The organism is Agromyces soli, from assembly GCF_022811605.1.
GTDB lineage: Bacteria > Actinomycetota > Actinomycetes > Actinomycetales > Microbacteriaceae > Agromyces > Agromyces soli.
The window spans coordinates 2,061,351-2,084,426 of sequence record NZ_CP094533.1; the positions used below are offsets into that span (position 1 = coordinate 2,061,351).

23 protein-coding genes and 1 tRNA gene are annotated in these 23,076 nt (G+C 72.8%); 11 read left to right on the top strand and 13 right to left on the bottom strand.

Going from position 1 to position 23,076, the window contains the following annotated elements:
• Position 1: 1 nt before the first annotated feature.
• Positions 2-1,234: an APC family permease gene (locus MTP13_RS09925; RefSeq protein ID WP_243570802.1), complete on the bottom strand. Its 1,233-nt coding sequence runs from the start codon at positions 1,232-1,234 to the stop codon at positions 2-4.
• A gap of 117 nt (positions 1,235-1,351) precedes the next feature.
• Here MTP13_RS09925 and MTP13_RS09930 point away from each other — a divergent pair, with 117 nt between their 5' ends.
• Positions 1,352-1,837, top strand: coding sequence for a YbaK/EbsC family protein (locus MTP13_RS09930; RefSeq protein WP_243567566.1), 486 nt, complete (start codon positions 1,352-1,354; stop codon positions 1,835-1,837).
• A gap of 16 nt (positions 1,838-1,853) precedes the next feature.
• Here the strand turns inward: MTP13_RS09930 and galK are convergent, their stop codons facing one another.
• Both galK and galT read right to left on the bottom strand, forming a co-directional pair.
• Positions 1,854-3,020 carry a galactokinase gene (gene galK / locus MTP13_RS09935; RefSeq protein ID WP_243567567.1) on the bottom strand — a complete coding sequence of 389 codons (1,167 nt, stop codon included), beginning with the start codon at positions 3,018-3,020 and terminating at the stop codon, positions 1,854-1,856.
• Entirely contained in the window at positions 3,017-4,153 is a 1,137-nt protein-coding gene (gene galT, locus MTP13_RS09940) for a galactose-1-phosphate uridylyltransferase (RefSeq protein WP_243567568.1), read from the bottom strand. Before galT ends, galK begins: the two co-directional genes overlap by 4 nt.
• Positions 4,154-4,236: 83 nt before the next feature.
• Between galT and MTP13_RS09945 the strand changes: the two genes are divergently transcribed.
• Both MTP13_RS09945 and MTP13_RS09950 read left to right on the top strand, forming a co-directional pair.
• Positions 4,237-5,055 carry a DeoR/GlpR family DNA-binding transcription regulator gene (locus MTP13_RS09945; protein WP_243567569.1) on the top strand — a complete coding sequence of 273 codons (819 nt, stop codon included), beginning with the start codon at positions 4,237-4,239 and terminating at the stop codon, positions 5,053-5,055.
• A gap of 63 nt (positions 5,056-5,118) precedes the next feature.
• On the top strand, positions 5,119-6,048 hold the full coding sequence (locus MTP13_RS09950; protein ID WP_243567570.1) for an aldose 1-epimerase family protein: 930 nt from the start codon (positions 5,119-5,121) through the stop codon (positions 6,046-6,048).
• Positions 6,049-6,093: 45 nt separating this feature from the next.
• On the opposite strand, the gene MTP13_RS09955 is transcribed toward MTP13_RS09950, so the two are convergent.
• Positions 6,094-7,272 carry a MarP family serine protease gene (locus tag MTP13_RS09955; RefSeq protein ID WP_243567571.1) on the bottom strand — a complete coding sequence of 393 codons (1,179 nt, stop codon included), beginning with the start codon at positions 7,270-7,272 and terminating at the stop codon, positions 6,094-6,096.
• A gap of 198 nt (positions 7,273-7,470) precedes the next feature.
• Here MTP13_RS09955 and MTP13_RS09960 point away from each other — a divergent pair, with 198 nt between their 5' ends.
• Entirely contained in the window at positions 7,471-8,511 is a 1,041-nt protein-coding gene (locus tag MTP13_RS09960; RefSeq protein WP_243567572.1) for an LLM class F420-dependent oxidoreductase, read from the top strand.
• 123 nt (positions 8,512-8,634) lie between these two features.
• Here MTP13_RS09960 and MTP13_RS09965 read toward each other — a convergent pair.
• Positions 8,635-8,706 (bottom strand) — tRNA-Lys (locus MTP13_RS09965).
• A 6-nt stretch (positions 8,707-8,712) separates the two neighbouring features.
• Between MTP13_RS09965 and MTP13_RS09970 the strand changes: the two genes are divergently transcribed.
• From MTP13_RS09970 to MTP13_RS09980, 3 genes are all read left to right on the top strand, one after another.
• Positions 8,713-9,216 (top strand): hypothetical protein, encoded by a 504-nt coding sequence (locus MTP13_RS09970; protein ID WP_243567573.1) that lies wholly within the window; start codon positions 8,713-8,715, stop codon positions 9,214-9,216.
• A gap of 31 nt (positions 9,217-9,247) precedes the next feature.
• A complete protein-coding gene (locus tag MTP13_RS09975) occupies positions 9,248-9,886 on the top strand; it encodes a DNA-directed RNA polymerase subunit beta (protein WP_243567574.1) in 639 nt (212 codons plus the stop codon).
• Positions 9,887-10,099: 213 nt separating this feature from the next.
• Positions 10,100-10,987, top strand: a complete 888-nt coding sequence (locus tag MTP13_RS09980; RefSeq protein WP_243567575.1) for an aminodeoxychorismate lyase — start codon at positions 10,100-10,102, stop codon at positions 10,985-10,987.
• Between the two features lie 15 nt (positions 10,988-11,002).
• Here MTP13_RS09980 and pstB read toward each other — a convergent pair whose 3' ends face one another.
• The 7 genes from pstB to MTP13_RS10015 form a co-directional block, all read right to left on the bottom strand.
• Positions 11,003-11,782 carry a phosphate ABC transporter ATP-binding protein PstB gene (pstB, locus tag MTP13_RS09985; RefSeq protein WP_243567576.1) on the bottom strand — a complete coding sequence of 260 codons (780 nt, stop codon included), beginning with the start codon at positions 11,780-11,782 and terminating at the stop codon, positions 11,003-11,005.
• Between the two features lie 49 nt (positions 11,783-11,831).
• The gene (pstA, locus tag MTP13_RS09990) at positions 11,832-12,941 is read right to left on the bottom strand and encodes a phosphate ABC transporter permease PstA (RefSeq protein WP_243567577.1); all 1,110 of its coding nucleotides are present in this window, start codon (positions 12,939-12,941) and stop codon (positions 11,832-11,834) included.
• On the bottom strand, positions 12,941-13,885 hold the full coding sequence (gene pstC / locus MTP13_RS09995) for a phosphate ABC transporter permease subunit PstC (protein ID WP_243567578.1): 945 nt from the start codon (positions 13,883-13,885) through the stop codon (positions 12,941-12,943). Before pstC ends, pstA begins: the two co-directional genes overlap by 1 nt.
• Positions 13,886-13,987: 102 nt before the next feature.
• Entirely contained in the window at positions 13,988-15,079 is a 1,092-nt protein-coding gene (gene pstS, locus MTP13_RS10000; protein ID WP_189083832.1) for a phosphate ABC transporter substrate-binding protein PstS, read from the bottom strand.
• Between the two features lie 139 nt (positions 15,080-15,218).
• Positions 15,219-16,166, bottom strand: coding sequence for an NUDIX hydrolase (locus MTP13_RS10005; RefSeq protein WP_243567579.1), 948 nt, complete (start codon positions 16,164-16,166; stop codon positions 15,219-15,221).
• Complete coding sequence (locus MTP13_RS10010) at positions 16,163-18,334, bottom strand: RNA degradosome polyphosphate kinase (RefSeq protein ID WP_424221771.1); 2,172 nt, start codon at positions 18,332-18,334, stop codon at positions 16,163-16,165. Before MTP13_RS10010 ends, MTP13_RS10005 begins: the two co-directional genes overlap by 4 nt.
• Before the next feature lie 45 nt (positions 18,335-18,379).
• Entirely contained in the window at positions 18,380-19,072 is a 693-nt protein-coding gene (locus tag MTP13_RS10015; protein ID WP_243567580.1) for a winged helix-turn-helix domain-containing protein, read from the bottom strand.
• A gap of 79 nt (positions 19,073-19,151) precedes the next feature.
• Here MTP13_RS10015 and MTP13_RS10020 point away from each other — a divergent pair, with 79 nt between their 5' ends.
• From MTP13_RS10020 to ygfZ, 3 genes are all read left to right on the top strand, one after another.
• Positions 19,152-19,472 (top strand): hypothetical protein, encoded by a 321-nt coding sequence (locus MTP13_RS10020; protein ID WP_243567581.1) that lies wholly within the window; start codon positions 19,152-19,154, stop codon positions 19,470-19,472.
• Between the two features lie 143 nt (positions 19,473-19,615).
• Positions 19,616-20,224: a nitrobindin family protein gene (locus tag MTP13_RS10025; RefSeq protein WP_243567582.1), complete on the top strand. Its 609-nt coding sequence runs from the start codon at positions 19,616-19,618 to the stop codon at positions 20,222-20,224.
• A complete protein-coding gene (gene ygfZ, locus MTP13_RS10030) occupies positions 20,224-21,378 on the top strand; it encodes a CAF17-like 4Fe-4S cluster assembly/insertion protein YgfZ (RefSeq protein ID WP_243567583.1) in 1,155 nt (384 codons plus the stop codon). The genes MTP13_RS10025 and ygfZ overlap by 1 nt, the downstream gene beginning before the upstream one ends.
• A 33-nt stretch (positions 21,379-21,411) precedes the next feature.
• Here the strand turns inward: ygfZ and MTP13_RS10035 are convergent, their stop codons facing one another.
• Positions 21,412-22,257, bottom strand: a complete 846-nt coding sequence (locus tag MTP13_RS10035; protein WP_243567586.1) for a class I SAM-dependent methyltransferase — start codon at positions 22,255-22,257, stop codon at positions 21,412-21,414.
• Between the two features lie 66 nt (positions 22,258-22,323).
• Between MTP13_RS10035 and MTP13_RS10040 the strand changes: the two genes are divergently transcribed.
• On the top strand, positions 22,324-23,070 hold the full coding sequence (locus MTP13_RS10040) for a phosphoglyceromutase (protein WP_243567588.1): 747 nt from the start codon (positions 22,324-22,326) through the stop codon (positions 23,068-23,070).
• Positions 23,071-23,076: the final 6 nt, after the last annotated feature.

A 23,076-nucleotide genomic window follows, 5' to 3' on the forward strand; every position in this document is an offset into this window, starting at 1 on the left:
CCTACGGGGCCGGGCGCACAAGGCGGAGCCGGATGACCCGGAGCAGCGCCCCCAGTGCGAACACGGCGACCCCGCCGGCGACGGCGAGCGGGGGCAGCGTCACGACGAGGACGATGCAGCCGATCGCGCCGACGAGCGCGAGGCCGCGGCGGGCGCGGCGCGCGGCGGGCGATCCGGTGGACCGGCCGAGCAGGCGCAGCGCCGCGAGGTTGGCGACCAGGTAGTAGAGGAGCACGCCGAACGAGCTGAAGCCGATGGCCTCGCGCAGGTCCGCGACGAGCAGCATGATCACGATCGCCGCCGCCACGACGAGTTCGGCGACGTACGGCACCTGCGTCGTCGGCTGCACCGCGGCGACGCCGCGCGGCAGCTCGCCGTCGCGGGCCATGGCGAGCGCCGTGCGTCCGATGCCGGCGATGAGCGCGAGCAGCGCGCCGAGCGCGGCGAGTCCCGCGCCGACCCCGACGACGGGCACGGCCCACTCCCAGCCGCTCCGGCCGACGAGCTCGGCCAAGGGGGCCCCGCCGCCCGAGGCGAGGCCGCCGGCGCCGAGCGCCTGCAGCAGCAGGACGGCGAGCAGCGCGTACAGCACGACGACGGCGCCGAGGGCGATCGCGATGGCCCGGGGGATGGTGCGCTCGGGTGCGCGCACCTCCTCGCCGAGGGTCGCGATCCTGGCGTAGCCGGCGAAGGCGAAGAACAGCAGTCCGGCCGACTGCAGCACCCCGTAGGGCCCTGCGGCGGTCGCCGCGGCGAGCGGTTCCGCAGCGTCGCCCGAGGCGAGCCCGCTGAGGCCGGCGGCGACGACGAGCGCGAGCACGGCGAGGACGGCGGTGACGATGACGGTCGCCGCCCGCGCGGTTCGGGTGATGCCGAGCAGGTTCAGCCCGGAGAGCAGGACGACGGCGGCGATCGCGACGGGCTTCTGCCATCCGGCGGGGACGAGGTAGGCGGCCGCGGTCATGGCCATCGCCGCGCAGCTCGCCGTCTTCCCGACGACGAAGCCCCACCCGGCGAGGAAGCCCAGCCACGCGCCGAGCTCCTCCCTGCCGTAGCGGTACGCGCCGCCGGACTCGGGGTAGCGGGCCGCGAGCCGCCCCGTCGAGCTGGCGTTCGCGTAGGCCACGAGCGCGGCGAGCGCGAGGCCGAGCAGCAGCCAGTCGCCGCCGGCCCGCGCGGCAGGCGCCCAGACCGCGAACACACCGGCGCCGATCATCGATGCGAGCCCGATCATCACGGCATCGCGGAGCCCGAGCCGGCGGGCGAGAGGCGGGGGCGGGGCGGCGGTCACGCTCGCACCCTAGTGCACCGAGGTGGCCGGCAAGCGGGGCGGCGTCCGTAGGATCGTGCCATGACCGACCCCACGCATCCCGCCGTCGACCGCGTCGCCGCCGCCCTGGCCGCCCAGGGCGTCGAGCCGCGCATCCAGTGGTTCGACGACGCCGTCACGACCGCCCAGCTCGCCGCCGACGCCCTCGGCATCGAGGTCGGCCAGATCGCGAACTCGCTCGTCTTCACGATCGACGACGAGCCGATCCTCGTGCTCACCTCGGGGGCGCACCGGGTCGACACCGAGTGGCTCGGCGCGGCGCTCGGCGGCACGATCCGGCGCGCCTCGAAGGAGACGGTGAAGGAGGCCACGGGGCAGGTCATCGGCGGGGTCGCCCCGGTCGGGCACCCCGCCCCGGTGCGCACCGTCGTCGACGTGCATCTGGCCGAGTACCCGGAGGTCTGGGCCGCCGCGGGACACGCGAAGACCGTGTTCCCGACGACGTTCGAGGAGCTCGTGCGCATCACCGGCGGCACGCCGCACGCGGTCGAGGCCCCGCAGAGCTGAGCGCGCCCCGGACCGGCTACCGGTCGCGCCGTGCGCCCGGCGAGGGCACGACCGTGAAGGTGCCCGGCTCCCGGCGGCCCGCGGCCGCGAACGCCGCACGCACCGCCTCCGCCGCCGCGTCGACGCGGGCGAGCGGCACGAGGGCGATGGCCGAGCCGCCGAAGCCGCCGCCCGTCATCCGCGCGCCGATCGCGCCCGCCGCCCGCGCCGTCGTGACGGCGAGGTCGAGCTCGGGCGTCGAGATCTCGAAATCGTCCCGCATCGAGGCGTGCGAGGCGTCGAGCAGCCCGCCGATCGTGGCCGGGCCGCCCTCGTGCAGGGCGCGCACCGTGTCGAGGACGCGCTGATTCTCGGTCACCACGTGGCGCACCCGGCGGAACGTCTCGTCGTCGAGCAGCTCGCGCGCCCGCACCAACTCGCGTGCCGGAAGCTCGCGCAGGCTCGGCACGCCGAGCGCCCGGGCGCCGGCCTCGCAGGAGCTGCGCCGCGCCGCGTAGCCGCCGGTGGCGTGGGCGTGCTCGACGCGGGTGTCGACGACGAGGACGGCGAGTCCGGCCTCGGCGAAGTGCAACGGCACGATCTCCGCATCGAGGCTGCGGCAGTCGAGGAACACCCCCGCGTCGGCCGCCGCCAGCAGGGCGGCGGACTGGTCCAGGATGCCGGTGGGCGCGCCGACGACGCGGTTCTCGGCGAGCCGGCCGACCTTCGCCAGCGTCGGCCGGTCGAGACCGAGGCCCCAGTGCTCGTTCAACGCGAGCGCGACGGCCGATTCGAGCGCGGCGGAGGAGCTCAGCCCGGCGCCGACCGGGACGTCCGACTCGAGGTGCAGGTCGACGCCGCGGGCGTGCGCGAGATCGGCTCCGAACTCGCGCAGCGCCCACACCACGCCGAGCGGGTACGCGGACCATCCGCGCAGCGCGTCGGGGCCGAGCTCGTCGAGGTGCACGACCACGGGGTCGGGCGCGAACGAGCTCGAGACCCGCACCGCGAGGTCGTCCCGGTCCCCGAGTGCGACTGCGGTCCGACGGTCGATCGCGAAGGGGAACACGAAGCCGTCGTTGTAGTCGGTGTGCTCGCCGATGAGGTTCACGCGACCGGGCGCGCTCCACACGCCGGCCGGGGACCGGCCCGATCGGTCCTTCAGCCCGGCGGCGGCGCGCTCGACGACCCGGTTCCCGGTCATGCATCCACTCCCTCGATCGCGGCGCGCAGGGCCTCGGCCTGCGCCTCCGGCGGCACGTCGCCGATCCATGCTCCCATCGCGGCCTCCGATCCGGCGAGGAACTTCAGCTTGTCGGCGGCGCGGCGCGGGCTGGTGAGCTGCAGGGTGAGCCGCACCTCGTCGCGGTGCTCGTGGACCGGCGCCTGATGCCAGGCCGCGATGTACGGCGTCGGCGTCGCATAGCGGGCGTCGACCCCGCGCAGCAGGCGGCGGTAGAGCACGGCGAGCTCGTCGCGCTCGGCGAGGGAGGTCTCGGCGAGGTCGGGCACGTGCCGGTGCGGCACGAGGTGCACCTCGATCGGCCAGCGCGCGGCGAACGGCACGTAGGCGCTCCAGTGCTCGCCGCGGAGGACGACGCGCGGCCCGTCGAGTTCGCGCGAGACGACCTCGGCGACGAGCCCGCGGCCCGCGGTCGCGATCGCGTCGAGCAGCCGCTGGGTGCGCGGCGTCACGTAGGGGTAGGCGTAGATCTGGCCGTGCGGATGGCCGAGGGTGACGCCGATCGCCTCGCCCCGGTTCTCGAAGGGGAACACCTGCTGCACGCCGGGCAGCGCCCCCAGCTCGGCGGTGCGATGCGCCCAGGCCTCGATGACGGTGCGAGCGCGGGAGACGGACTGCGTGCCGAAGGATCCCTCGTGCTCGGGGCTGAAGCAGACGACCTCGCAGCGGCCGAGTGCCGGCAGGGTGCGCTCGACGCCGATCTCCCGCACGGCGGCGAGGGCGGCCGCCGGCTCGACGTCGGGTGCGGCGAGCGCGGGGCCGAACGCGGGGGAGCGGTTCTCGAACACCGCGACGTCGTAGCGGCTCGGGATCTCCGAGGGGTTGCCCGGCGATTGCGGGGCGAGCGGGTCGAGCTCGGCGGGCGGCAGCACGACCCGGTGCTGGCGGGCGGCGGCGATGGAGATCCACTCGCCGCTCAGCGGGTCCTGGCGCATCTCGGCGGTCGCCGGACGCGGGGCGAGTTCGCGCTCGTCGACGGCTCGACCCGGCGGCAGCACCGTGTCCGCGTCGTCGAAGTAGCGCAGCTCGCGGCCGTCGGCGAGGGTGCTGCGGTGCACGGCGATGCGCGGGTCGGCGATGGCGAGAGCGGTCACGGCGCCACTGTACGAGACTTTCGTTTGGCAAACAAGAGACTTTCGCATTGCAAAGGCATGCCGCACGCGGAAGAATGGCGGCCATGCCAGCCGAGCCGAGCGACGCCGCGAACCGCCACGACGTCGCCGAGCGCCGCGAGCTCACCCGCGCGCTGCTCGACGAGCGCGGCTTCGTCCGGGTCGCCGACCTCGCCGCCGCGTTCGGCGTGACGAGCGTGACCGCCCGTGCCGACCTCGACGCGCTCGAACGCGCCGGCGCCGTGCGCCGCGTCCACGGCGGCGCGGTGCCCGCGGGCGAGACCGTGCGAGCCGCCCGCGAGCCGAGTCTCGAGGAGGCCCTCGAGACCTCGGTCGCACCCAAGCAGCGCATCGGCGAGGCCGCGGCCGCGTTCGTTTCGAGCGGCCAGAGCGTGCTGCTCGACGTCGGCTCGACCTGCCTGCAGTTCGCGCGCGCTCTGCGGGCCCGCCGAGACCTCGAGGACGTCACGATCTTCACCAACGGGCTCGCCATCGCCCTCGAGCTCGAGGCCGAGATCCCGCGGTTCACCGTCGTGGTCACCGGCGGCACGCTCCGGCCCCGCCAGCACTCGCTCGTGCACCCGCTCGCCGGCTCCATGCTCGACGAGGTGCACGTCGACCTCGCGTTCATCGGCTGCAACGGGGTCCACCCCGACCGCGGGGCCACGAACCAGAACCTGCCCGAAGCGCAGGTGAAGGCGCTCATGGTGCAAGCCTCGGCGCGCAGCATCCTGCTCGCCGACGGTGCAAAGCTCGGCGAGGTGCACCTCGGCCGCATCGCGCCGCTCGAGGCCTTCGACGCGCTGGTGACGGATGCCTCGGCGCCCGCCGCGCTCGTCGCCGCGCTCGAGGCGACCGGGCTCCCGGTGCGGCTCGCCGGCTGAACGGGCGGCCCGCGGTCCCCGCGTGGGGCGGCGCCGCCCGGCCGCTCCGCATATGGTGGAAGCATGACCCTCCCCACGGGCGCACAGCTCGTCCTCGAGACCTCGACGTCGAGCGGAGAGCTCACCGCCGTCGTCACCACCGTCGCAGCCGGGCTGCGCGCGCTCAGCCTCGACGGGGTCGAGCTGGTGCCCACCTTCGGCGAGGACCGCACTCCGCCGGCCGCGGCGGGCATCGTGCTCGCCCCGTGGCCGAACCGCATCCGCGACGGCCGCTGGAGCCACGACGGCGTCGACCACCAGCTCGCCATCACCGAGCCGGCGCTCGGCAACGCGATCCACGGGCTCCTGCGCTTCACCGAGTACCGGGTCGTCGCGCAGGACCGCGACTCGGTGACCCTCGAGGCGACGATCTTCCCGCAGACCGGATACCCGTTCCTCATCGAGACCGCGGTGCACTACGAGCTCGTCTCGGACGGGCTCCGGGTCACCCACCGCCTCGAGAACGTCGGCGCCGAGCCCGCCCCCGTCGCGCTCGGCACGCACCCCTATGTGAAGATCGGTGGCGTGCCCACGGCCGAACTCGAGCTGCGCATCGAGGCCGACAGCCACATCGAGGTCGACGAGCGCAAGCTGCCCACCGGCGAGGTGCCGGTCGACGGCACGCCCTGGGACCTCCGCGCCGGTCGGCGCGTCGGCGAGCTCTCGCTCGACGACGCGTTCGGCGAGCTCGCCTCCGACGAGGAAGGCGTCATCGAGCACGTGCTGACCGCGCCCGACGGCCGCAGCGTCGCCGTCTGGGCCGACGACGACTTCGCCTACGTGCAGGCGTTCACGACCGACCGCTTCCCGGGCGAGGAGCTCGCGATCGCGATCGAGCCGATGACCGCCCCCGCCGAGGCGTTCAACTCCGGCCGCGGGCTGCGCTGGCTCGGGCCGGGCGAGCAGTGGGAGCTCAGCTGGGGCATCCGCTTCCGGGGCTTCACCGCCGGCTGACGCCGCGGAGCTCGGACACCCCGTGCGCCCCGGGCGCCTCGATCGTCAGCGCGCGCAGCTGCCCGTGCCGACCGGGTCGTCGAGCGACGGCGCCGCCTCGGCGAGCGGGGTCAGCACGTCGATCGGCACGGCGAAGCCGACGTTCGCCACCGACTCCGACTTCGCGAAGACGACGCCCGCGACCTCGCCGGCCCCAGTGAGCAGCGGGCCGCCCGAGTTGCCGTGGTCGACCTGCGCCGCGAAGGTCGTGACCTCGCGGGTCGAGGTGCGGTCGCCCTCGACGATGGTGAGCGGTCCCGTCGACATCACCTCGCCCGAGCGCAGCGTGAACGGGCCGCCGAAGGGGTAGCCCGCGACGCCGACCGCCGTGCCGGGATCGGGGGTGCCGGCGAGGGGGAGCGGGGCGACATCGAGCGGATCGGTCGCGATGAGCGCCAGGTCGGCCTCCCGGTCGAAGGCGACGACGCGGCCGGCGACGGCGCCACGGCCCGGCGCCTCGACGATCGGCTCGTCGATGCCGGCGACGACGTGCGCATTCGTCACGACCCGGTTCGGGGCGACGACGAAGCCGGAGCCCGTGAGCGTGCTGCCGCACTGGAACGCGGTGCCCGTGATGCGCACCACCGAGGCCGTCGCCGCGTTCACCGCGTCGCCCGACGGCCCCTCGCTCGGCAGCGCCGGCGCCGCCGTCGGCCCGCCGATCACGTCGACGAGCCACGGCACGCCCTGGCCGAGCGCCGCGGTGCGGATCTCCGCGAGGAGTGCCCGCGCCGGCTCGGGCGTGACCCGCTCGAGCCCGCGGAGCACCTGCGAACCGGCCACCGCCGGCGAGAGCACTGGTACGCCCATCGACTGGACGGCCGAGCCCAGCAGCGCGACCACGAAGGCCGTGACGAGCAGGTTGCCGAGCGCCCCGAGGATGCGGTCGATCACGCCGAGCTTCACCGCCCGGACGCCGCGGCGCAGCAGCCGCCCGAGCGCCGCGCCGAGCGAGGCGCCGATCGCGAGCAGCAGCACCGCGGTCGCGATCACCGCGGGCGCCCGCCACTCGGGCGCCGCGACCAGCGAACCGACCCACGGCATCGCGAACCACGAGGCGACGCCGCCCGCGATGAGCCCGACGAGTCCGGCGGCCGTGCGCAGGAGCCCCGCGCGCCAGCCGTTCACGAGCGCCCCGATGCCGATCACCACGAGCAGCACGTCGAGCACCAGGCTCCAGCCCATCCGTCACCTCCGTCGCGCCCGCGGCGCAATTGTGGATTCCACCCTCTCGCACCCGGCTCCGGAACCGCTGAGGACGCGGCGGTCGACAAGGCGGATGCCTCGCCCCCGCCGCTCGGCTATCGTCGTGGTGCCCGGGGCCGCACACCTCGGGCGCGCGCGCCCCGGACCGACCGGGGTGCACCGGGCGAGGAGGCTTGGATGCGGGTCGGCATGTTCCTGAACTACGCGGGCGGATTCGCGGAGGTCGCCGACGAGGTCGGCGAGCTCGAGGCCGGCGGCGTGGACCTCGTCGCCGTCCCCGAGGCGTACTCCTTCGACGCGGTCAGCCAGCTCGGCTTCCTCGCGGCGCGCACCTCGACGATCACGCTCGCCTCCGGCATCCTGCAGCTGTACACCCGCACGCCCACGTTGACCGCGATGACCGCCGCCGGGCTCGACTACGTCTCCGGCGGCCGCTTCGAGCTCGGCATCGGCGCCTCGGGGCCGCAGGTCATCGAAGGCTTCCACGGCGTGCGCTACGACGCGCCGGTCGGCCGCACCCGCGAGATCATCGAGATCTGCCGGGCGACCTGGCGGCGCGAGCCCGTCGTGCACGACGGGCGGCACTACCGCATCCCGCTCCCGGCGGGGGAGGGTACGGGGCTCGGCAAGCCGCTGAAGCTCATCAACCACCCGGTGCGCGAGCGCATCCCGATCACCGTGGCCGCGCTCGGACCGAAGTCGGTCGAGCAGACCGCGGAGATCGCCGACGGCTGGCTGCCGATGTTCTTCCACCCCGAGCGGGCGGACGCGGTGTGGGGCGACGCGCTCGCCGCGGGCACGGCCCGGCGTTCGCCGGAGCTCGGCCCGCTCGACGTGTTCGCGAGCCCCGCGCTCGCCATCACCGAGCGGCCGGACGACGTGCTGCCGCTCGTGAAGCCGCAGCTCGCGCTCTACGTCGGCGGCATGGGCGCGAAGGGCAAGAACTTCTACAACGACCTCGTGGCGAGCTACGGCTTCGCCGAGGAGGCGGCGCGCATCCAGGAGCTCTACCTCGCCGGTCGCAAGGAGGAGGCGGTCGCCGCGGTGCCCGACGAGCTCGTGCGCGCGATCTCGCTCATCGGCCCGGCCTCGTACGTCGCCGAACGCGTCGCCGCGTTCGCGGAGGCCGGGGTGACGACGCTCGCCGTCACGCCGCTCGCGCGCAGCTCGGCCGAGCGCGTGGCGCTCATGGCCGGCTTCCGCCGCCTCGTCGGCTGACGGGCGATGTCGGCGGTCGAAGGTATGTTCGATCCAGGAGGTGGTCGCTTTGGACGACTGCAAGTGGGTCGAAGACGCATCGACGCGATCGGAGTTCGGTCGTCGGATTCGGGTGGTACTCGGTGCCCCCGGGGAATTCCGACATCCCGACCCACTGATTAAAAGTCAGTTGCTCTGCCTCTGAGCTACGGGGGCTGATGCATGGCGCAGAAGACCTGCACGAGCTGCAAGCAGTCTAAGCCACTCGCCGAGTACACCGTTCGACGGGCGTCCAGAGACGGGCTCGCGACGATCTGTCGCGAGTGCAATCGGCTCAAGGCGCGGCGGTACTACGCGAAGAACCGCGAGTACCACGTCCGCGTCATCATGGCGCGAAAGGCGGTGCAACGGAGCCTCGCGCTCGACGCGGTGGGAACGTATCTGCTCGCGAACCCCTGCGTCGACTGCGGCGAGGGCGATGTCCGCGTGCTCGACTTCGATCATCGCGAGAACTGCGACAAGTCCGCCGACGTCATGCGTCTGGCCCAGAACGGCTACTCCGTCGCTCGGGTCATGGTCGAGATCGCGAAGTGCGAGGTGCGGTGCCGCAACTGCCATGCGAAGGTCACCTACGAACGGCTCGGCAACGACTGGCGCACGGCGCTCATGCAGCGGATGGCGGAAGAGGATCCCGCTGATCCCCGCGATCTCCCCGATCCCGGCTGAGCGCCCGGCTGCGGCGAGTATCCTTGCCGGAATGGCCTCCAGCTTCCACCGCCCCACCAAGTTCCCGCCCGGCATGTTCGAGGCGTTCCTGGGCGGCGAGGACCCGGCGCAGCTGAACCGCGTCGCGCACGACACCGCGGCCGCGCTGCTCGCCCGAGTGCGCAGCGACCCCGACCCCGAGATCGTGTCCCGTCTCGTGGCTTACACCGACCGGCACGGCATCGACGCGATCGCCGAGCTCTGGTCGCGCTCGTCGGCGAAGAGCCTCCCGGGGGCGCTCTGGCGCATCTACCTGCTGCGCACCCTCATCCGGCAGGACTCCGAGACGCTGAGCCTCGCCTACCGGCGCGGCAGCGAGGTCTCGCACACCATCGACCAGGTCGTGGCCGGCGCCCCGACTCCGGCGGGCCCCGGTGAGGTCATCGAGCTCGCCGACCGCATCCTGCACGGCGTCTTCGCGGGCGACTTCGCCGTCGCCCTCGACCGGGCCGCCGCGTTCGGCCGGGTGACCGCCGCCGGCTTCGCGAGCCTCGCCGACGACGCGGACGCCGCCGACGCGGTGCACCCCGATCGGCCGGCGGAGTTCACCCGCCGCGCGCTGCGCCTCACCGAGCTCTCCGACGAGCTGACGGCGTGCGCGAAGCTCTGGCGCCGGGACGCGCTCGACTGAGAGCCCGGGAGCGCCCCCGCCGTCGCGGAATACGCGCCCGCCCGCGTCCGTTACACTCGATGTGCCGGGCCGCAGTAACCCCGGGCTCCAATATTCGCCGCTTCGAGCGGCCTCGCGCCGAGAGGCGTTCTGCGGCCCGGCATTTCCCGTCTTCGGGGCGGCGCCTCCGGGCCGGGTGCCCCTCGGCCGCCGGCGCGCGCGTACCATCGGAGCATGCCCGCCACCGTGACGCTCCTCATCGAGCCGCTCGCCGCCGACGACCTCAGCTCCGACCTCGAGTCGACGTTCCGCGAGGTGGATGCCTCGGCGCCCGCGCTCCGCGTCGGCGAGCTCTCCACACAGCGCGGCGATGGCATCTTCGAGACCCTCGCGGTCGTGAACGGGCACGCCCAGGAGGCTGAGCCTCACCTGCAGCGCCTGCGCAACTCCGCCGCGATCTGCGAACTCCCCGAACCGAACCTCGCGCAGTGGCACGCGGCGATCGAGCGCGCGACCGCGGCGCTGCCCGCCGAGGGCGAGTTCGCGATGAAGCTCGTGCTGAGCCGCGGGGTCGAGCACGGTCCCGCGCCGACCGCCTGGCTCTCGGCGGCGCCCGCGGCGGACTTCAGCGCGCCGCGCGAGCAGGGCATCCGAGCGGTCACCCTCGACCGCGGGCTCGCGCACGACGCGGCGGCGACGGCCCCGTGGCTGCTGCTCGGCGCCAAGACACTGAGCTACGCGACGAACATGGCGGCGCTGCGCGAAGCGAAGCGCCGCGGCGCGGACGACGCGATCTTCGTCTCCTCGGACGGCTATGTGATGGAGGGGCCGACCTCGAGTGTCATCCTCCGCCACGGCGACGAGTACTCGACCCCGGCGCCGAGCGGGGCCATCCTGCACGGCACGACGCAGCTGAGCCTCTTCGAGCACCTCGGCGAACTCGGCCACCGTACCGCGTACCGCGACATCCCGGCCGCGGAGCTCGCGAGCGCCGACGCGATCTGGCTCGTCTCGAGCGTCCGGCTCGCCGCCGGGCTGACCGCCCTCGACGGCTCGCCGGTGCCGTTCGACGCCGAGGAGACCCGCGCCTTCAACGCCTACCTGCTGAGCCCGCGCGACTGACGCGCCCCGGGCGGTTCAGCCGAAGCGGCCCGAGACGTAGTCCTCGGTCGCCTTGACGGTCGGGTTCGAGAAGATCGTCGTGGTGTCGGCGTACTCGATGAGCTTGCCCGGCTTGCCGGTGCCGGCGATGTTGAAGAACGCCGTCTTGTCGCTCACGCGCGAGGCCTGCTGCATGTTGTGGGTCACGATCACGATCGTGTACTCCTGCTTCAGCTCCTCGATGAGGTCCTCGATCGCGAGGGTCGAGATCGGGTCGAGCGCCGAGCACGGCTCGTCCATCAGGATCACCTCGGGCGACACGGCGATCGCGCGGGCGATGCAGAGACGCTGCTGCTGGCCGCCGGAGAGGCCGGAGCCGGGGCGGTCGAGGCGGTCCTTGACCTCGTTCCAGAGGTTCGCGCCCTGCAGAGACTTCTCGACCAGCTCGTCGGCGTCGGACTTGCTCATCTTGCGGTTGTTCAGGCGCACGCCCGCGAGCACGTTCTCCTTGATCGACATCGTCGGGAACGGGTTCGGCCGCTGGAACACCATGCCGACCTGGCGGCGCACGAGCACGGGGTCGACGCCCGGGCCGTAGAGGTTGTTGCCGTCGATCAGCACCTCGCCCTCGACACGGGCGCCGGGGATGACCTCGTGCATGCGGTTCAGGGTGCGGAGGAAGGTCGACTTGCCGCAGCCGGACGGGCCGATGAACGCCGTCACGGTGCGCGGTTCGATCTCGAGGGTGATGCCCTCGACGGCGCGGAAGCTGCCGTAGTACACGTTCAGGTCGTTGACTTCGATGCGCTTGGACACGTGGCTTCGATTCTCTCTGGGGCTCGGGCGGGTGGCGGTGGGCGGCCGGTCAGCGGCCGGTCTTCGGTGAGAAGAGCTTCGACACGACGCGGGCGATGACATTCAGCAGGGCGACGATGAGGATGAGCGTGAGCGCGCCCGCCCAGGCGCGGTCGATGTACGCCTGCACGTCGGTGCCCTGGTTCATGTACTGGGTGTAGACGAAGACGGGCAGCGTCATCATCCGACCCTCGAACAGGTTGTAGTTCATGCTCGTCGTGAAGCCCGCGATGATGAGCAGCGGCGCGGTCTCGCCGATGACGCGGGCGATGGCGATCATGACGCCCGTGATGATGCCGGCGATCGAGGTGGGCAGCACGACCTTCACGATCGTCAGCCACTTCGGCACGCCGAGGGCGTAGCTCGCCTCGCGCAGCTCGTTCGGCACGAGCTTCAGCATCTCCTCGGAGGAGCGCACGACGACCGGGATCATCAGCACCGACAGCGCGACCGCGCCGCCGAAACCCATCCGGATGCCGGGGTCGCCGGTGAAGAGCGCGAAGAGGGCGAAGGCGAAGAGACCAGCGACGATCGAGGGGATGCCGGTCATCACGTCGACGAAGAAGGTGATGCCGTGCTTCAGCTTTCCGCGGCCGTACTCGACGAGGTAGATCGCGGTGAGCAGGCCCACCGGCACCGAGATGAGCGCCGCCATGCCGGTGATCAGCAGCGTGCCCATGATGGCGTGCAGGGCGCCGCCGCCGGCGCCGACGACGTTGCGCATCGACTCGCTGAAGAACTGCAGGTCGAAGCGGGGGACGCCGTTCGCGATGGTCGTGTACGCGACCGAGATGAGCGGCAGCAGCGCGATCGTGAACGCGGTCGAGACGAGCGCGGTGACGAGGCGGTCCTTCGCCTTGCGGGTGCCTTCGACGACGCGGGAGAGCACCCAGATCACGACGCCGTAGAGCACCACGCCGAGGAACACCGCGGCCGCGATGTTGAAGCCCGTCTCGCTCGCCACCGCCAGGATCACGAAGAAGGCGGTGGTGACGGCGAGGCAGCCGAGGAGCACCCAGAGGGCGGCGAAGCGGGGCAGCTTGCCCGCGGTCAGGGTGTTGGCGATGGGGCCGGTGCTCCGGCCCGTCGGCGCCTGCTGCGGGGTGACGGTGAGGCTCATCAGTTGGCTCCCGAGAATTCCTTGCGGCGCTCGACGATGTACCGCGCGAGCATGTTGACGGCGAGGGTGATGACGAAGAGGATCAGACCCGTCGCGATGAGGATGTTGACGCCGATGTCGTGGGCCTCGGGGAAGTTCAGGGCGATGTTCGCGGCGATCGTGGTCGGGTTCTGCGACTGCAGCACCGCGAAGCTGATGACCGCGGCGGGCGAGAGCACCATCGCGACGACCATCGTCTCGCCGAGGGCGCGGCCGAGGCCGAGCATCGAGGCCGAGATGATGCCGGGACGGCCGAACGGCAGCACCGCGAGCTTGATCATCTCCCAGCGGGTCGCGCCGAGCGCGAGCGCCGCCTCCTCGTGCAGCACGGGCGTCTGCAGGAAGACCTCGCGGCTGAGGGCAGTGATGATCGGCAGGATCATCACCGCGAGCACGATGGCGACGGTGAGGATCGTGCGGCCGGTGCCCGAGACGGGACCGGCGAAGAGCGGGAACCAGCCGAACCACTCGGTCAGGCTCGTGTAGAAGGGCTGCACGGCGGGGGCGAGGACGGTGATGCCCCAGAGGCCGAAGACGACCGAGGGCACGGCGGCCAGCAGGTCGATGACGTAGCCGAGCGCCTGGGCGAGCCGGCGCGGCGCGTAGTGCGAGATGAACAGCGCGATGCCGATCGCGACCGGCACGGCCATCAGCAGCGCGAGGGCGGCGGCCCAGATGGTGCCGAAGACGAGGGGGCCGACGTACTGCCAGAAGTTCTCGGCGTCGCCCTTGAAGGCCGTCGGCTCCGCGGTGAAGGCGGGCAGGGCCTGGGCGACGAGGAAGATCGCCACCGCGGCGAGGGTGACGAGGATGAGGCTGCCGGACACGACGGTCGCGGTGGAGAACACACGGTCGCCGGGGCGCTGCTTCGCTTTGATGGCGGGGGCCGCGGGGGCTGTCGTCATGGCCGGGTTCTTTCCAGGAGGTGGGCCGTCGGGGGAGGCGCCGCGTGACCGCGGCGAGCCGGTCCGGCCGGAGCAGTGTGCTCCGGCCGGACCGGCGATCGCTTACTTGACCGACTCGAGCGCGGCGGCGACCTTGTCGGCCAGCTCGCTCGAGAGCGGGGCGGAACCGGCCTGCTCGGCGGCGGTGGCCTGGCCGGCCTCGCTCGCCAGGTAGCCGACGTAGTTCTTCACGAGCTCGCCCTGCTCGGCGTCCGCGTACTCCTGGCAGACGATCGCGTAGCTCACGAGCACGAGCGGGTAGTGGCTCGGGTCCGTGGTCTTGCGGTCGAGCGCGATGGCGAGGTCGTTCGCCTCGCGACCCTCGACGAGGGGCGACTCGGCGACGACCGCGGCGGCGGCCTCGGCGGTGTAGCCGACGAACTCGTCGCCGACCTTGATGTTCGCGACACCGAGGTCGCCGGCGCGCGAGGCGTCCGCGTACCCGATGGTGTTCACGCCGTTGGTGACGGCGTCGACGACGCCCGAGGTGCCCTGGGCGCCCTCACCGGCCTGGTACGGGAACGTGTCGGACGGCTTCTGGTCCCACGCCTCGGGGGCGTTCTGGTTCAGGTAGTCCGCGAAGTTCTTCGTGGTGCCCGAGTCGTCCGAGCGGTGCACGGCGGTGATGTTCGCGGCGGGAAGCGTCGCGCCCGGGTTGAGCGAGGCGATCGCCGGGTCGTTCCAGGTGGTGATCTCGCCCTTGAAGATCTTCGCGAGGGTGGCCGCGTCGAGGTTCAGCTCGTCGACGCCCTCCACGTTGTAGATCACGGCGATCGGCGAGATGTACACCGGCAGGTCGATGGCCTTGGTGTCGGGGGCGCACGCGGCGAAGGTGCCGGCGAGCTCGTCGTCGTTCAGGAACGAGTCCGAGCCGGCGAAGTCGACGCCGCCGGCGATGAAGGCCTCGCGGCCCGCACCCGAGCCCGAGGGGTCGTAGTTGATGGTGACGTCGGGGTTCTCCGTCTGGAAGGCGGCGACCCATGCCTCCTGGGCCGAGCCCTGCGACGAGGCGCCCGCAGCGTTGATGGTGCCTGAGAGCGACGAGGCCGACTCCGACGGAGCGGTCGAGCCGCCCTCGTTCGCGGCACAGGAGCTGAGCGCAACGGCGGCGACAGCGGCAACGACCGCGGCGCGGCCGAGACGTGAGACGTTCACTGTGTTCCCTTCAGGGGATCGTTTGCAGGTTCCGGGTCGGTGCTCCGGCCCGATGCTGGTGACGCTAAGCGCCTCGGATGACGAGCATCCGCCCCATTGGTGAACGGCAGGTGAACGGGACGTCAACGCGCGATGCGGCTCAGCCGCGCGGCGCGTGCGTCTCGATGGCGATGATGCCCGACGACGGGTTCGTCGCCGAGAGGTGGACGACGCTGAACGCGCCGGGTTCGAGCTTCGCGGCATCGCTCGCGTAGTCGCCGATGGGCGTGCCGGTGGCGAGCGCGAATTCGCGCAGCACGTCCGGGAGCAGCGGCCGGTGCGTGCACAGCACCGCCGGCTTGCCGACGCGGACGCGTTTGCCGACGACGCGGCGGATCTCGGCGGTTCCGGCGTCCCAGGCGTCCTGGGAGAGGCCGGCGTCGCGCTTGATCGGCACCCCGGTCGCGGCCGAGAGCGGGGCGACGGTGGTGATGCAGCGGACGGCGGGGCTCGAGACGATCCGCTTCGGGCCCCAGGCCGCGAGCGTGGCGGCGAGGCCGGCGGCCTGCTGCACGCCGCGCTCCGCGAGCGGTCGCGCCTCGTCGGGGCCGTCCCACTCGCTCCGGCCCATCGCCTTCGCGTGCCGGAGCACCGTGAGCGCCACGGTGCCGAGCACCCCCTGGTCGACGAGCGCCGCGAAGGCATCCAGGATCTCGACGTCCGGCTGATAGCTGAGGTAGCCGCGCGCGCGCTTGATCGTGACCCACTCGAGCGCGGCGACCTCGCCGTTCGGTCGGAACGTCGAGCGCTGCACGGCCCGCTCGCCGACCTCCGCGGCCCAGTAGTGCACGACCTTCTCGCGGCCGGAGGGCAGGGGGTAGCGGGAGATGCCGAGCGGCACGCCGAGCGCGACGCCGAGGCCCGTCTCCTCCGCGATCTCGCGCACCGCGGTCTGCGGCAGCGTCTCGCCAGGGTCGACCTTGCCCTTCGGGATGGTCACGTCGCCGTAGACGGTGCGGTGGATGACGAGCACGTGCACCCGGCCGTCGATGAGGCGCCAGCACACGGCCCCCGCCGCGTACACCGCCGTCTGCACGGCCGGGCTCACCGGCGCTTCCCGGGGCGCGGGCGCTGGGCCATCTGCTGCATGAGGCTATTCTGCAGGTCCTCGAGCGGTCGCCCGTCGGCGTCGAGGGAATGGCGCGTCCACACCCCCTCGCCGTCGAGGTGCCAGGAGCTCGTGCGCTCGTCCATCCCGCGGTCGAACAGGGACTCGATCTCGACGAGATGCTCGGGGTCGACCAGCCGCACGAGCGCTTCGACGCGGCGGTCGAGGTTGCGGTGCATCATGTCGGCCGAGCCGATGTAGACCTGCGGGTCGCCGTCGCCGAGGAACGAGAAGATCCGCGAGTGCTCGAGGTAGCGGCCGAGGATCGAGCGCACCGTGATGTTCTCGCTGAGACCGGGGATGCCGGGGCGGAGGCTGCAGATGCCGCGCACCCAGACCTCGACGGGGACGCCGGCGTTCGAGGCCCGGTAGAGCGCGTCGATGATGGCCTCGTCGACCATCGAGTTCACCTTGATGCGGATCCGGCTCGGTCGCCCCTCCTCGGCCGCGCGGGTCTCGGCCTGGATGAGCTTCAGCAGGCCCTTGCGCAGGTGCAGCGGCGCCACGAGCAGACGCTTGAACTTCTTCTCGATCGCGTAGCCGGAGAGTTCGTTGAACAGCCGGGTGAGGTCCTTGCCGACCTGGTCGTCGGCGGTGAGCAGCCCGAGGTCCTCGTAGATGCGGCTGGTCTTGGGGTTGTAGTTGCCCGTCCCGATGTGGCTGTAGTGGCGCAGCCCGCCCTTCTCCTGGCGGATGACGAGCGCGAGCTTGCAGTGCGTCTTCAGCCCGACGAGGCCGTAGACGACGTGCACGCCGGCCTTCTCGAGCTTGCGCGCCCAGCTGATGTTCGCCTGCTCGTCGAAGCGCGCCTTGATCTCGACGAGGGCGAGCACCTGCTTGCCGGCCTCTGCGGCGTCGATGAGCGCCTCGACGATGGGGCTGTCGCCGGAAGTGCGGTACAGGGTCTGCTTGATGGCGAGCACGTCGGGGTCGGCCGCGGCCTGCTCGAGGAAGGCGACGACGCTCGTCGAGAACGACTCGTACGGGTGGTGCAGCAGCACGTCGCGGCGCGAGACGGCCTTGAAGATGTCGGCCGGGCGGTTCGGCTCGCTCGGCTGCAGCTGCGGATGCGTCGTCGGCACGCGGGGCGGGTAGTGCAGCTCCGGGCGGTCGATCCGCGCGAGGTCGAACAGGCCGCCGAGGTCGAGCGGCGCGGGCAGCCGGTAGACCTCGCGCTCGGTGATGTCGAGCTCGCGCACGAGGAGGCCGAGGGTGACGTCGTCCATGTCGTCGGTCACCTCGAGCCGGATCGGCGGGCCGAAGCGGCGTCGCCGGAGCTCCTTCTCGAGCGCCTGGATGAGGTTCTCGGTCTCGTCCTCCTCGACCTCGACGTCCTCGTTGCGGGTCACCCGGAACACGTGGTGCTCCACGATCTCCATGCCGGGGAACAGATCGCCGAGGTGGTTCGCGATGAGGTCCTCGAGGGTGAGGTACCGGCCGTCGTCGGAGCCGTCGCCCGTGCCGACCGCGACGAAGCGGGGCAGCATCTGCGGCACCTTCACGCGGGCGAACTCCTGGCGGCCCGTCTTCGTGTTGCGCACGCGCACCGAGAGGTTCAGCGAGAGCCCCGAGATGTAGGGGAAGGGGTGCGCCGGGTCGACGGCGAGCGGCATCAGCACGGGGAAGATCTGCAGCGAGAAGTACTCGCGCAGCCGGGCCCGCTCGTCGTCGGCGAGCTCGGTCCAGCGCACGACGCGGATGCCGTGCTCGGCGAGGGCCGGGCGGACGAGCTCCTGGTAGGCGGCGGCGTGCCGCTCCTGCAGCTCGTGCGCGGCGCGGGAGATGTCGTCGAGCACGTCGACGGGGGAGCGGCCCACGTTCGTCGGCACCGCGAGCCCGGTGTCGATGCGGCGCTTGAGGCCGGCGACGCGCACCATGAAGAACTCGTCGAGGTTGGACGCGAAGATCGCGAGGAAGTTCGCCCGCTCGAGCACCGGCTGCAACGGATCCTCGGCCAGCTCGAGCACGCGCTGGTTGAAGGCGAGCCAGCTGAGCTCGCGATCGAGGTAGCGCTCGGCGGGCAGCTCGGGGGCGCCCTCGAGGTCGAACGGCTCGAAGTCGTCGTCGAAGTCGCTCGACGTGCGGTCCTCGTCGATCATGTCCGTCATCCCGCCATCATGCCACCGGGCGGTGTCCGCGAGGCGTCCCGCGGGTCAACGCGCGGTGACCTGCTCGCCGGCGGGCTCGTCGTCCTCGTGCACGTTGAAGCGGTAGCCGACGTTGCGCACGGTGCCGATGAGGCTCTCGAGCTCGCCGAGCTTCGCGCGGAGCCGTCGCACGTGCACGTCGACCGTGCGGGTGCCGCCGAAGTAGTCGTAGCCCCACACCTCGCTGAGCAGCTGCTCTCGCGTGAACACGCGCGAGGGGTGCGCCGCGAGGAAGCGGAGCAGCTCGAACTCCTTGTAGGTGAGGTCGAGCGGGCGCCCGTGCACCTTCGCCGAGTAGCTCGCCTCGTCGATGACGACGCCGGAGGCCTGGATCTTCTCGCTCGGCAGCGCGTCGCGGCTGCGGCCGAGCGCGAGCCGGATGCGCGCGTCCAGCTCGGCTGGCCCGGCGCCCTCGAGCACGAGGTCGTCGACGCCCCATTCCGGCGTGACGGCCATCAGCCCGCCCTCGGTGCAGATGAGGATGAGCGGGACCGAGAGGCCCGTCGTACGGAGGATCTGGGCGAGGGCCTTGGCGCCGGCGAGGTTCGTGCGGGCGTCGAGCAGGATGAGGTCGCACTCGGGCGCGTTGACGAGCTGCTCGGGCGAGGCGGGGATCACCCTCGTCCGATGCGCCAGGAGCGCCAGAGCCGGGAGGACGTCATCGTCGGCGGCCGGCGACAAGATCAGCAGCTGCGCCACGCACACCCTCCAGTAGTAAGGTGCGGTCAATACTACGGGCAACGGCGAGCGGTCGCCGCGAACGGGGAGACGGAACGGCATGGACACCAGCGAGGCCGAGGGCGGACGAGTCGGCATCGTCCTGATCTGGCTGATCGCGCTCGCGGGATCGGTGCTCGTCGTCGCCCTCGCGTACGGCGGTCAGCGGGTCTGGTTCGGCGACACCAGCGCGCTCGGCGTGTACCGGGCGCTCGGCGTCGTCTTCGCGGCATCCGTGCTCGGCGCGCTGCTCGCGCAGCTCGCGTCGCGTCGCCCGGTCGGCTACGTGGCCAGGGCGAGCGCCTCGGTCGGCGGGGCCGCCGTGCTCGTCGCGCTCGCGGCCGCGGCGGTCGCGCCCCTCGCCGTCGGTCTCAGCGGGTAGACTGCTGGGCATGGATCAGCTGGTCGCTCTCGAACTCCTCTTCATCGGTCTGCTCGGCCTCGCGACCGTCACGATCGCCTGGATCTCGGGCGTCGTCGTCTACAAGCTCTTCAAGGGCCAGCGCTAGGCGCCGAGGCATCGCGATGATCGAGCTGCCCGTCGGCCTGCCCGCCGAGCTCGTGCCGCTGTCCTGGCTCCTCGGGGTCTGGGAGGGCTCGGGCGTCATCGACTACAAGATCGGCGACGAGTCGGTCACGCGGGAGTTCGGCCAGCGCGTGAGCTTCAGCCACGACGGCCTGCCGCACCTGAACTACACCTCTTACACCTGGCTCTTCCCGGTGGAGGAGGGCGGCGACCCGGTGCCGCTCACGACCGAGACCGGCTACTGGCGCCTCGCCCGTCCCCGCGGGGAGGGCGACCCCGGCCCGGCGATGCTGCCGGCTGCCGCCGAATCCGCGTACACCGACGCCGAGCAGGTCGAGGCGCTCCGCAACGCCGAGGGCGGCTTCGACCTCGAGGTGCCGATCGTGCACCCCGACGGCGTCACCGAGCTCTACCTCGGCCAGGTGAAGGGCCCGCGCATCGACCTCGCGACGGACGCCGTGATCCGCACGAGCGGGGCGAAGCCCTACGCCGCGGCCACCCGGCTCTACGGCCTGGTCGACGGCCACCTGCTGTGGGCGTGGGACATCGCGGCGCTCGGGCAGGACCTGCGCACGCACGCCTCCGCGCGACTCGCGAAGGCAGGCTAGTGACCGACCCGTTCCTCTCCCTGCCCGGCGCGGTCGTCGCCGAGGGCGTCGACGCCGGCGTCCCGGGCCACTACGGCGAGCCGATGCGCGAGCAGCGCGCCCTCGAGCGCGGCACGGCCGTCGTCGACCTCGGCGACCGGGCCATCGTGACGGTGTCCGGGCCCGACCGGCTGAGCTGGTTGCACTCCATGGCGAGTCAGGCGCTCGATCGGCTGGCGCCGGGCGGCAGCGCCGAGGCGCTCTTCCTCGACGCCAACGGCCACATCGAGCACGTCGCGCACGTCATCGACGACGGCGAGCGCAGCTGGCTCATCGTCGAGGGCGACGAGGCCGCCGCGCTCGCCGCGTTCCTCGACCGCATGCGCTTCATGCTGCGGGTCGAGGTGGCCGACGCCAGCACCGAGTTCGCCGTGCTCGGCGCCCTCTCGACCGAGGCGCTCGACGCCGCCGTCGCCGCGGCCGCCCCCGCCGGCGTCGCGCTCGACTGGCGCGACCCCTGGGCCGCAGGCAGCCCCGGCGGGCACCGCTACGCCGCCGAGGCCGGGCACCCGGGGGCATCCTGGACCTGGGTCGAGCGCATCGTCCCGCGCACCGCGCTCGCGGATGCCGCGGCCGCCGTCGCCGCCGGACGGATCGCCGCCGCAGGATCGCTCGCGGCCGAGGCGCTGCGCATCGCCGCCTGGCGCCCGCGCCGGGCGACCGAGGTCGACGAGAAGGCCATCCCGCACGAACTCGACTGGCTGCGCAGCGCCGTCGACCTCGGCAAGGGCTGCTACAAGGGGCAGGAGACCGTCGCCAAGGTGCTGAACCTCGGCCGCCCGCCGCGCCGTCTCGTGCTCGTGCACCTCGACGGCAGCGACACCGTGCTGCCGGCGGCGGGTGACGAGATCATCGCGCTCAAGGTCCGGCCGGAACCCGCCGAGGGCGAGCAGCCCGAGCGCCGGGTCGTCGGCCGCATCACCTCGAGCGCCATGCACTACGAGCTCGGGCCGATCGCCCTCGCCGTCGTGAAGCGGGCGGTGCCGGCCGCGCTCGAGCTCATCGTCGAGAGCCACGGCATCGACGTCGCGGCGGCGCAGGTCGAAATCGTGCCCGCCGACGCGCGCTCCGCGGTCGACGTGCCCCGCCTGCCGCGCCTCGGCGTCCGCCCCTAGCCGGACTGCTCGCCGGCTGTCGCGCGCGCCCGCTCAGGACAGCGGCGCGACCGCGGCCCAGTCGAGGGTGAGTTCGCCGAGGCGCCAGCGGCGCAGACCGTCCCGCACGGGCCAGCCCTCGGCGCGCAGCCGGCCGACGACGTCGATCCAGCGCTGCGACGGGCCGTAGACCGAGAGCGGCGCCGCCTGCGCCCAGGCCCGATCGAGGCCCGCGAGCAGCTCGTGCACGCGCTCGCCGGGGACGTTGCGGTGGATGAGCGCCTTCGGCAGCCGTTCGGCGACGACCGATGGGCGCTCGAGCTCCCGCAGACGAAGGCTGATCGTGAAGCTGCGCGGTCCCTCGGCGGTGACGCCGACCCAGCTGGCGATGCGGCCGAGCTCGTCGCAGGTGCCCTCGACGAGCAGACCCTCGGGCGCGAGCCGGGCGGTCATCCGTGCCCAGGCCGCGGCCACCTCGCGCTCCTCGTACTGGCGCAGCACATTGAAGGCGCGGATGACGGCGGGGCGGCGCTGCCCGGTCGGCACCTCGAAGCCGCCGCGGGCGAACGCGACCGGCAGCTCCGGGGCGAAGGCGGTGCGTCTGGCGCGCACCTCGGCGAGCTGAGCGTCGGCGGTGCGCACCCGGGCGGGGTCGATCTCGAGGCCGAGCACTTCGACGTCCGGGCGGCGGCGACGGAGCCGGGCGGCGAGCTCGAAGGCGGTCACCCCGCTCGCACCGTAGCCGAGGTCGACCACGAAGGGATCGGGTGCCCGGCGGAACGCCGGCTGCTCGGCGATCCAGCGGTCCACCCGGCGCAGCCGGTTCGTGTTGGTGGTGCCGCGGGTGATCGCGCCCTCGGGCCCCGCGGAGGCGCGGTGGGCGGGCGGGGACGGCGGCATTCCTCCAGTCTCGCAGGGCTCGACCCGGTTCGTCGCGGCGCCGAGCGCCGCCGCTAGGCTGGGAGCATGCCTCACACCCTCGTGCTGCTTCGCCACGGCAACAGCGAATGGAACCAGCAGAACCTCTTCACCGGTTGGGTCGATGTCCGGCTCTCCGAGCTCGGCCTCGACGAGGCCGCCCGTGCGGGCGAGCTGCTCGCCGCCGAGGGCGTGCTGCCCGACGTGCTGCACACCTCGGTGCTGAGCCGGGCCATCCAGACCGCGAACATCGCGCTCGACGTGGCCGACCGGCTGTGGATCCCCGTGCGCCGCAGCTGGCGGCTGAACGAGCGCCACTACGGCGCGCTGCAGGGCCTCGACAAGGCCGAAACGCTCGAGAAGTACGGCCCCGAGCAGTTCCAGCTCTGGCGCCGTTCCTTCGACGTGCCGCCGCCGGCGCTCGCCGACGACGCCGAGTACTCGCAGGTCGGCGACCCCCGGTACGCGGAGCTCGCCGACGACGAACTGCCCCGCACCGAGTGCCTGAAGGACGTCATCGCCCGCATGCTGCCGTACTGGGAGCAGGACATCATCCCCGACCTCGCGGCGGGCAAGACCGTGCTCGTCACCGCGCACGGCAACTCGCTCCGCGCGCTCGTGAAGCACCTCGACGGCATCAGCGACGCCGACATCGCCGAGCTCAACATCCCGACCGGCATCCCGCTCGTCTACGAGCTCGACGACGACTTCCGACCGACCGGCCCGGGCCGCTACCTCGACCCCGAGGCGGCTGCGGCCGGTGCGGCCGCCGTCGCCGCCCAGGGAAAGAAGTAACGCAGG

Excerpts from the sequence above, each read along its gene's own strand:
- MTP13_RS09925 (WP_243570802.1), bottom strand. The coding sequence starts at position 1,234 with ATGATCGGGCTCGCATCGATGATCGGCGCCGGTGTGTTCGCGGTCTGG.
- MTP13_RS09930 (WP_243567566.1), top strand. The coding sequence starts at position 1,352 with ATGACCGACCCCACGCATCCCGCCGTCGACCGCGTCGCCGCCGCCCTG.
- galK (WP_243567567.1), bottom strand. The coding sequence starts at position 3,020 with ATGACCGGGAACCGGGTCGTCGAGCGCGCCGCCGCCGGGCTGAAGGAC.
- MTP13_RS09945 (WP_243567569.1), top strand. The coding sequence starts at position 4,237 with ATGCCAGCCGAGCCGAGCGACGCCGCGAACCGCCACGACGTCGCCGAG.
- MTP13_RS09950 (WP_243567570.1), top strand. The coding sequence starts at position 5,119 with ATGACCCTCCCCACGGGCGCACAGCTCGTCCTCGAGACCTCGACGTCG.
- MTP13_RS09955 (WP_243567571.1), bottom strand. The coding sequence starts at position 7,272 with ATGGGCTGGAGCCTGGTGCTCGACGTGCTGCTCGTGGTGATCGGCATC.
- MTP13_RS09960 (WP_243567572.1), top strand. The coding sequence starts at position 7,471 with ATGCGGGTCGGCATGTTCCTGAACTACGCGGGCGGATTCGCGGAGGTC.
- MTP13_RS09970 (WP_243567573.1), top strand. The coding sequence starts at position 8,713 with ATGGCGCAGAAGACCTGCACGAGCTGCAAGCAGTCTAAGCCACTCGCC.
- MTP13_RS09975 (WP_243567574.1), top strand. The coding sequence starts at position 9,248 with ATGGCCTCCAGCTTCCACCGCCCCACCAAGTTCCCGCCCGGCATGTTC.
- MTP13_RS09980 (WP_243567575.1), top strand. The coding sequence starts at position 10,100 with ATGCCCGCCACCGTGACGCTCCTCATCGAGCCGCTCGCCGCCGACGAC.
- pstA (WP_243567577.1), bottom strand. The coding sequence starts at position 12,941 with ATGAGCCTCACCGTCACCCCGCAGCAGGCGCCGACGGGCCGGAGCACC.
- pstC (WP_243567578.1), bottom strand. The coding sequence starts at position 13,885 with ATGACGACAGCCCCCGCGGCCCCCGCCATCAAAGCGAAGCAGCGCCCC.
- MTP13_RS10010 (WP_424221771.1), bottom strand. The coding sequence starts at position 18,334 with ATGACGGACATGATCGACGAGGACCGCACGTCGAGCGACTTCGACGAC.
- MTP13_RS10020 (WP_243567581.1), top strand. The coding sequence starts at position 19,152 with ATGGACACCAGCGAGGCCGAGGGCGGACGAGTCGGCATCGTCCTGATC.
- MTP13_RS10025 (WP_243567582.1), top strand. The coding sequence starts at position 19,616 with ATGATCGAGCTGCCCGTCGGCCTGCCCGCCGAGCTCGTGCCGCTGTCC.
- MTP13_RS10035 (WP_243567586.1), bottom strand. The coding sequence starts at position 22,257 with ATGCCGCCGTCCCCGCCCGCCCACCGCGCCTCCGCGGGGCCCGAGGGC.
- MTP13_RS10040 (WP_243567588.1), top strand. The coding sequence starts at position 22,324 with ATGCCTCACACCCTCGTGCTGCTTCGCCACGGCAACAGCGAATGGAAC.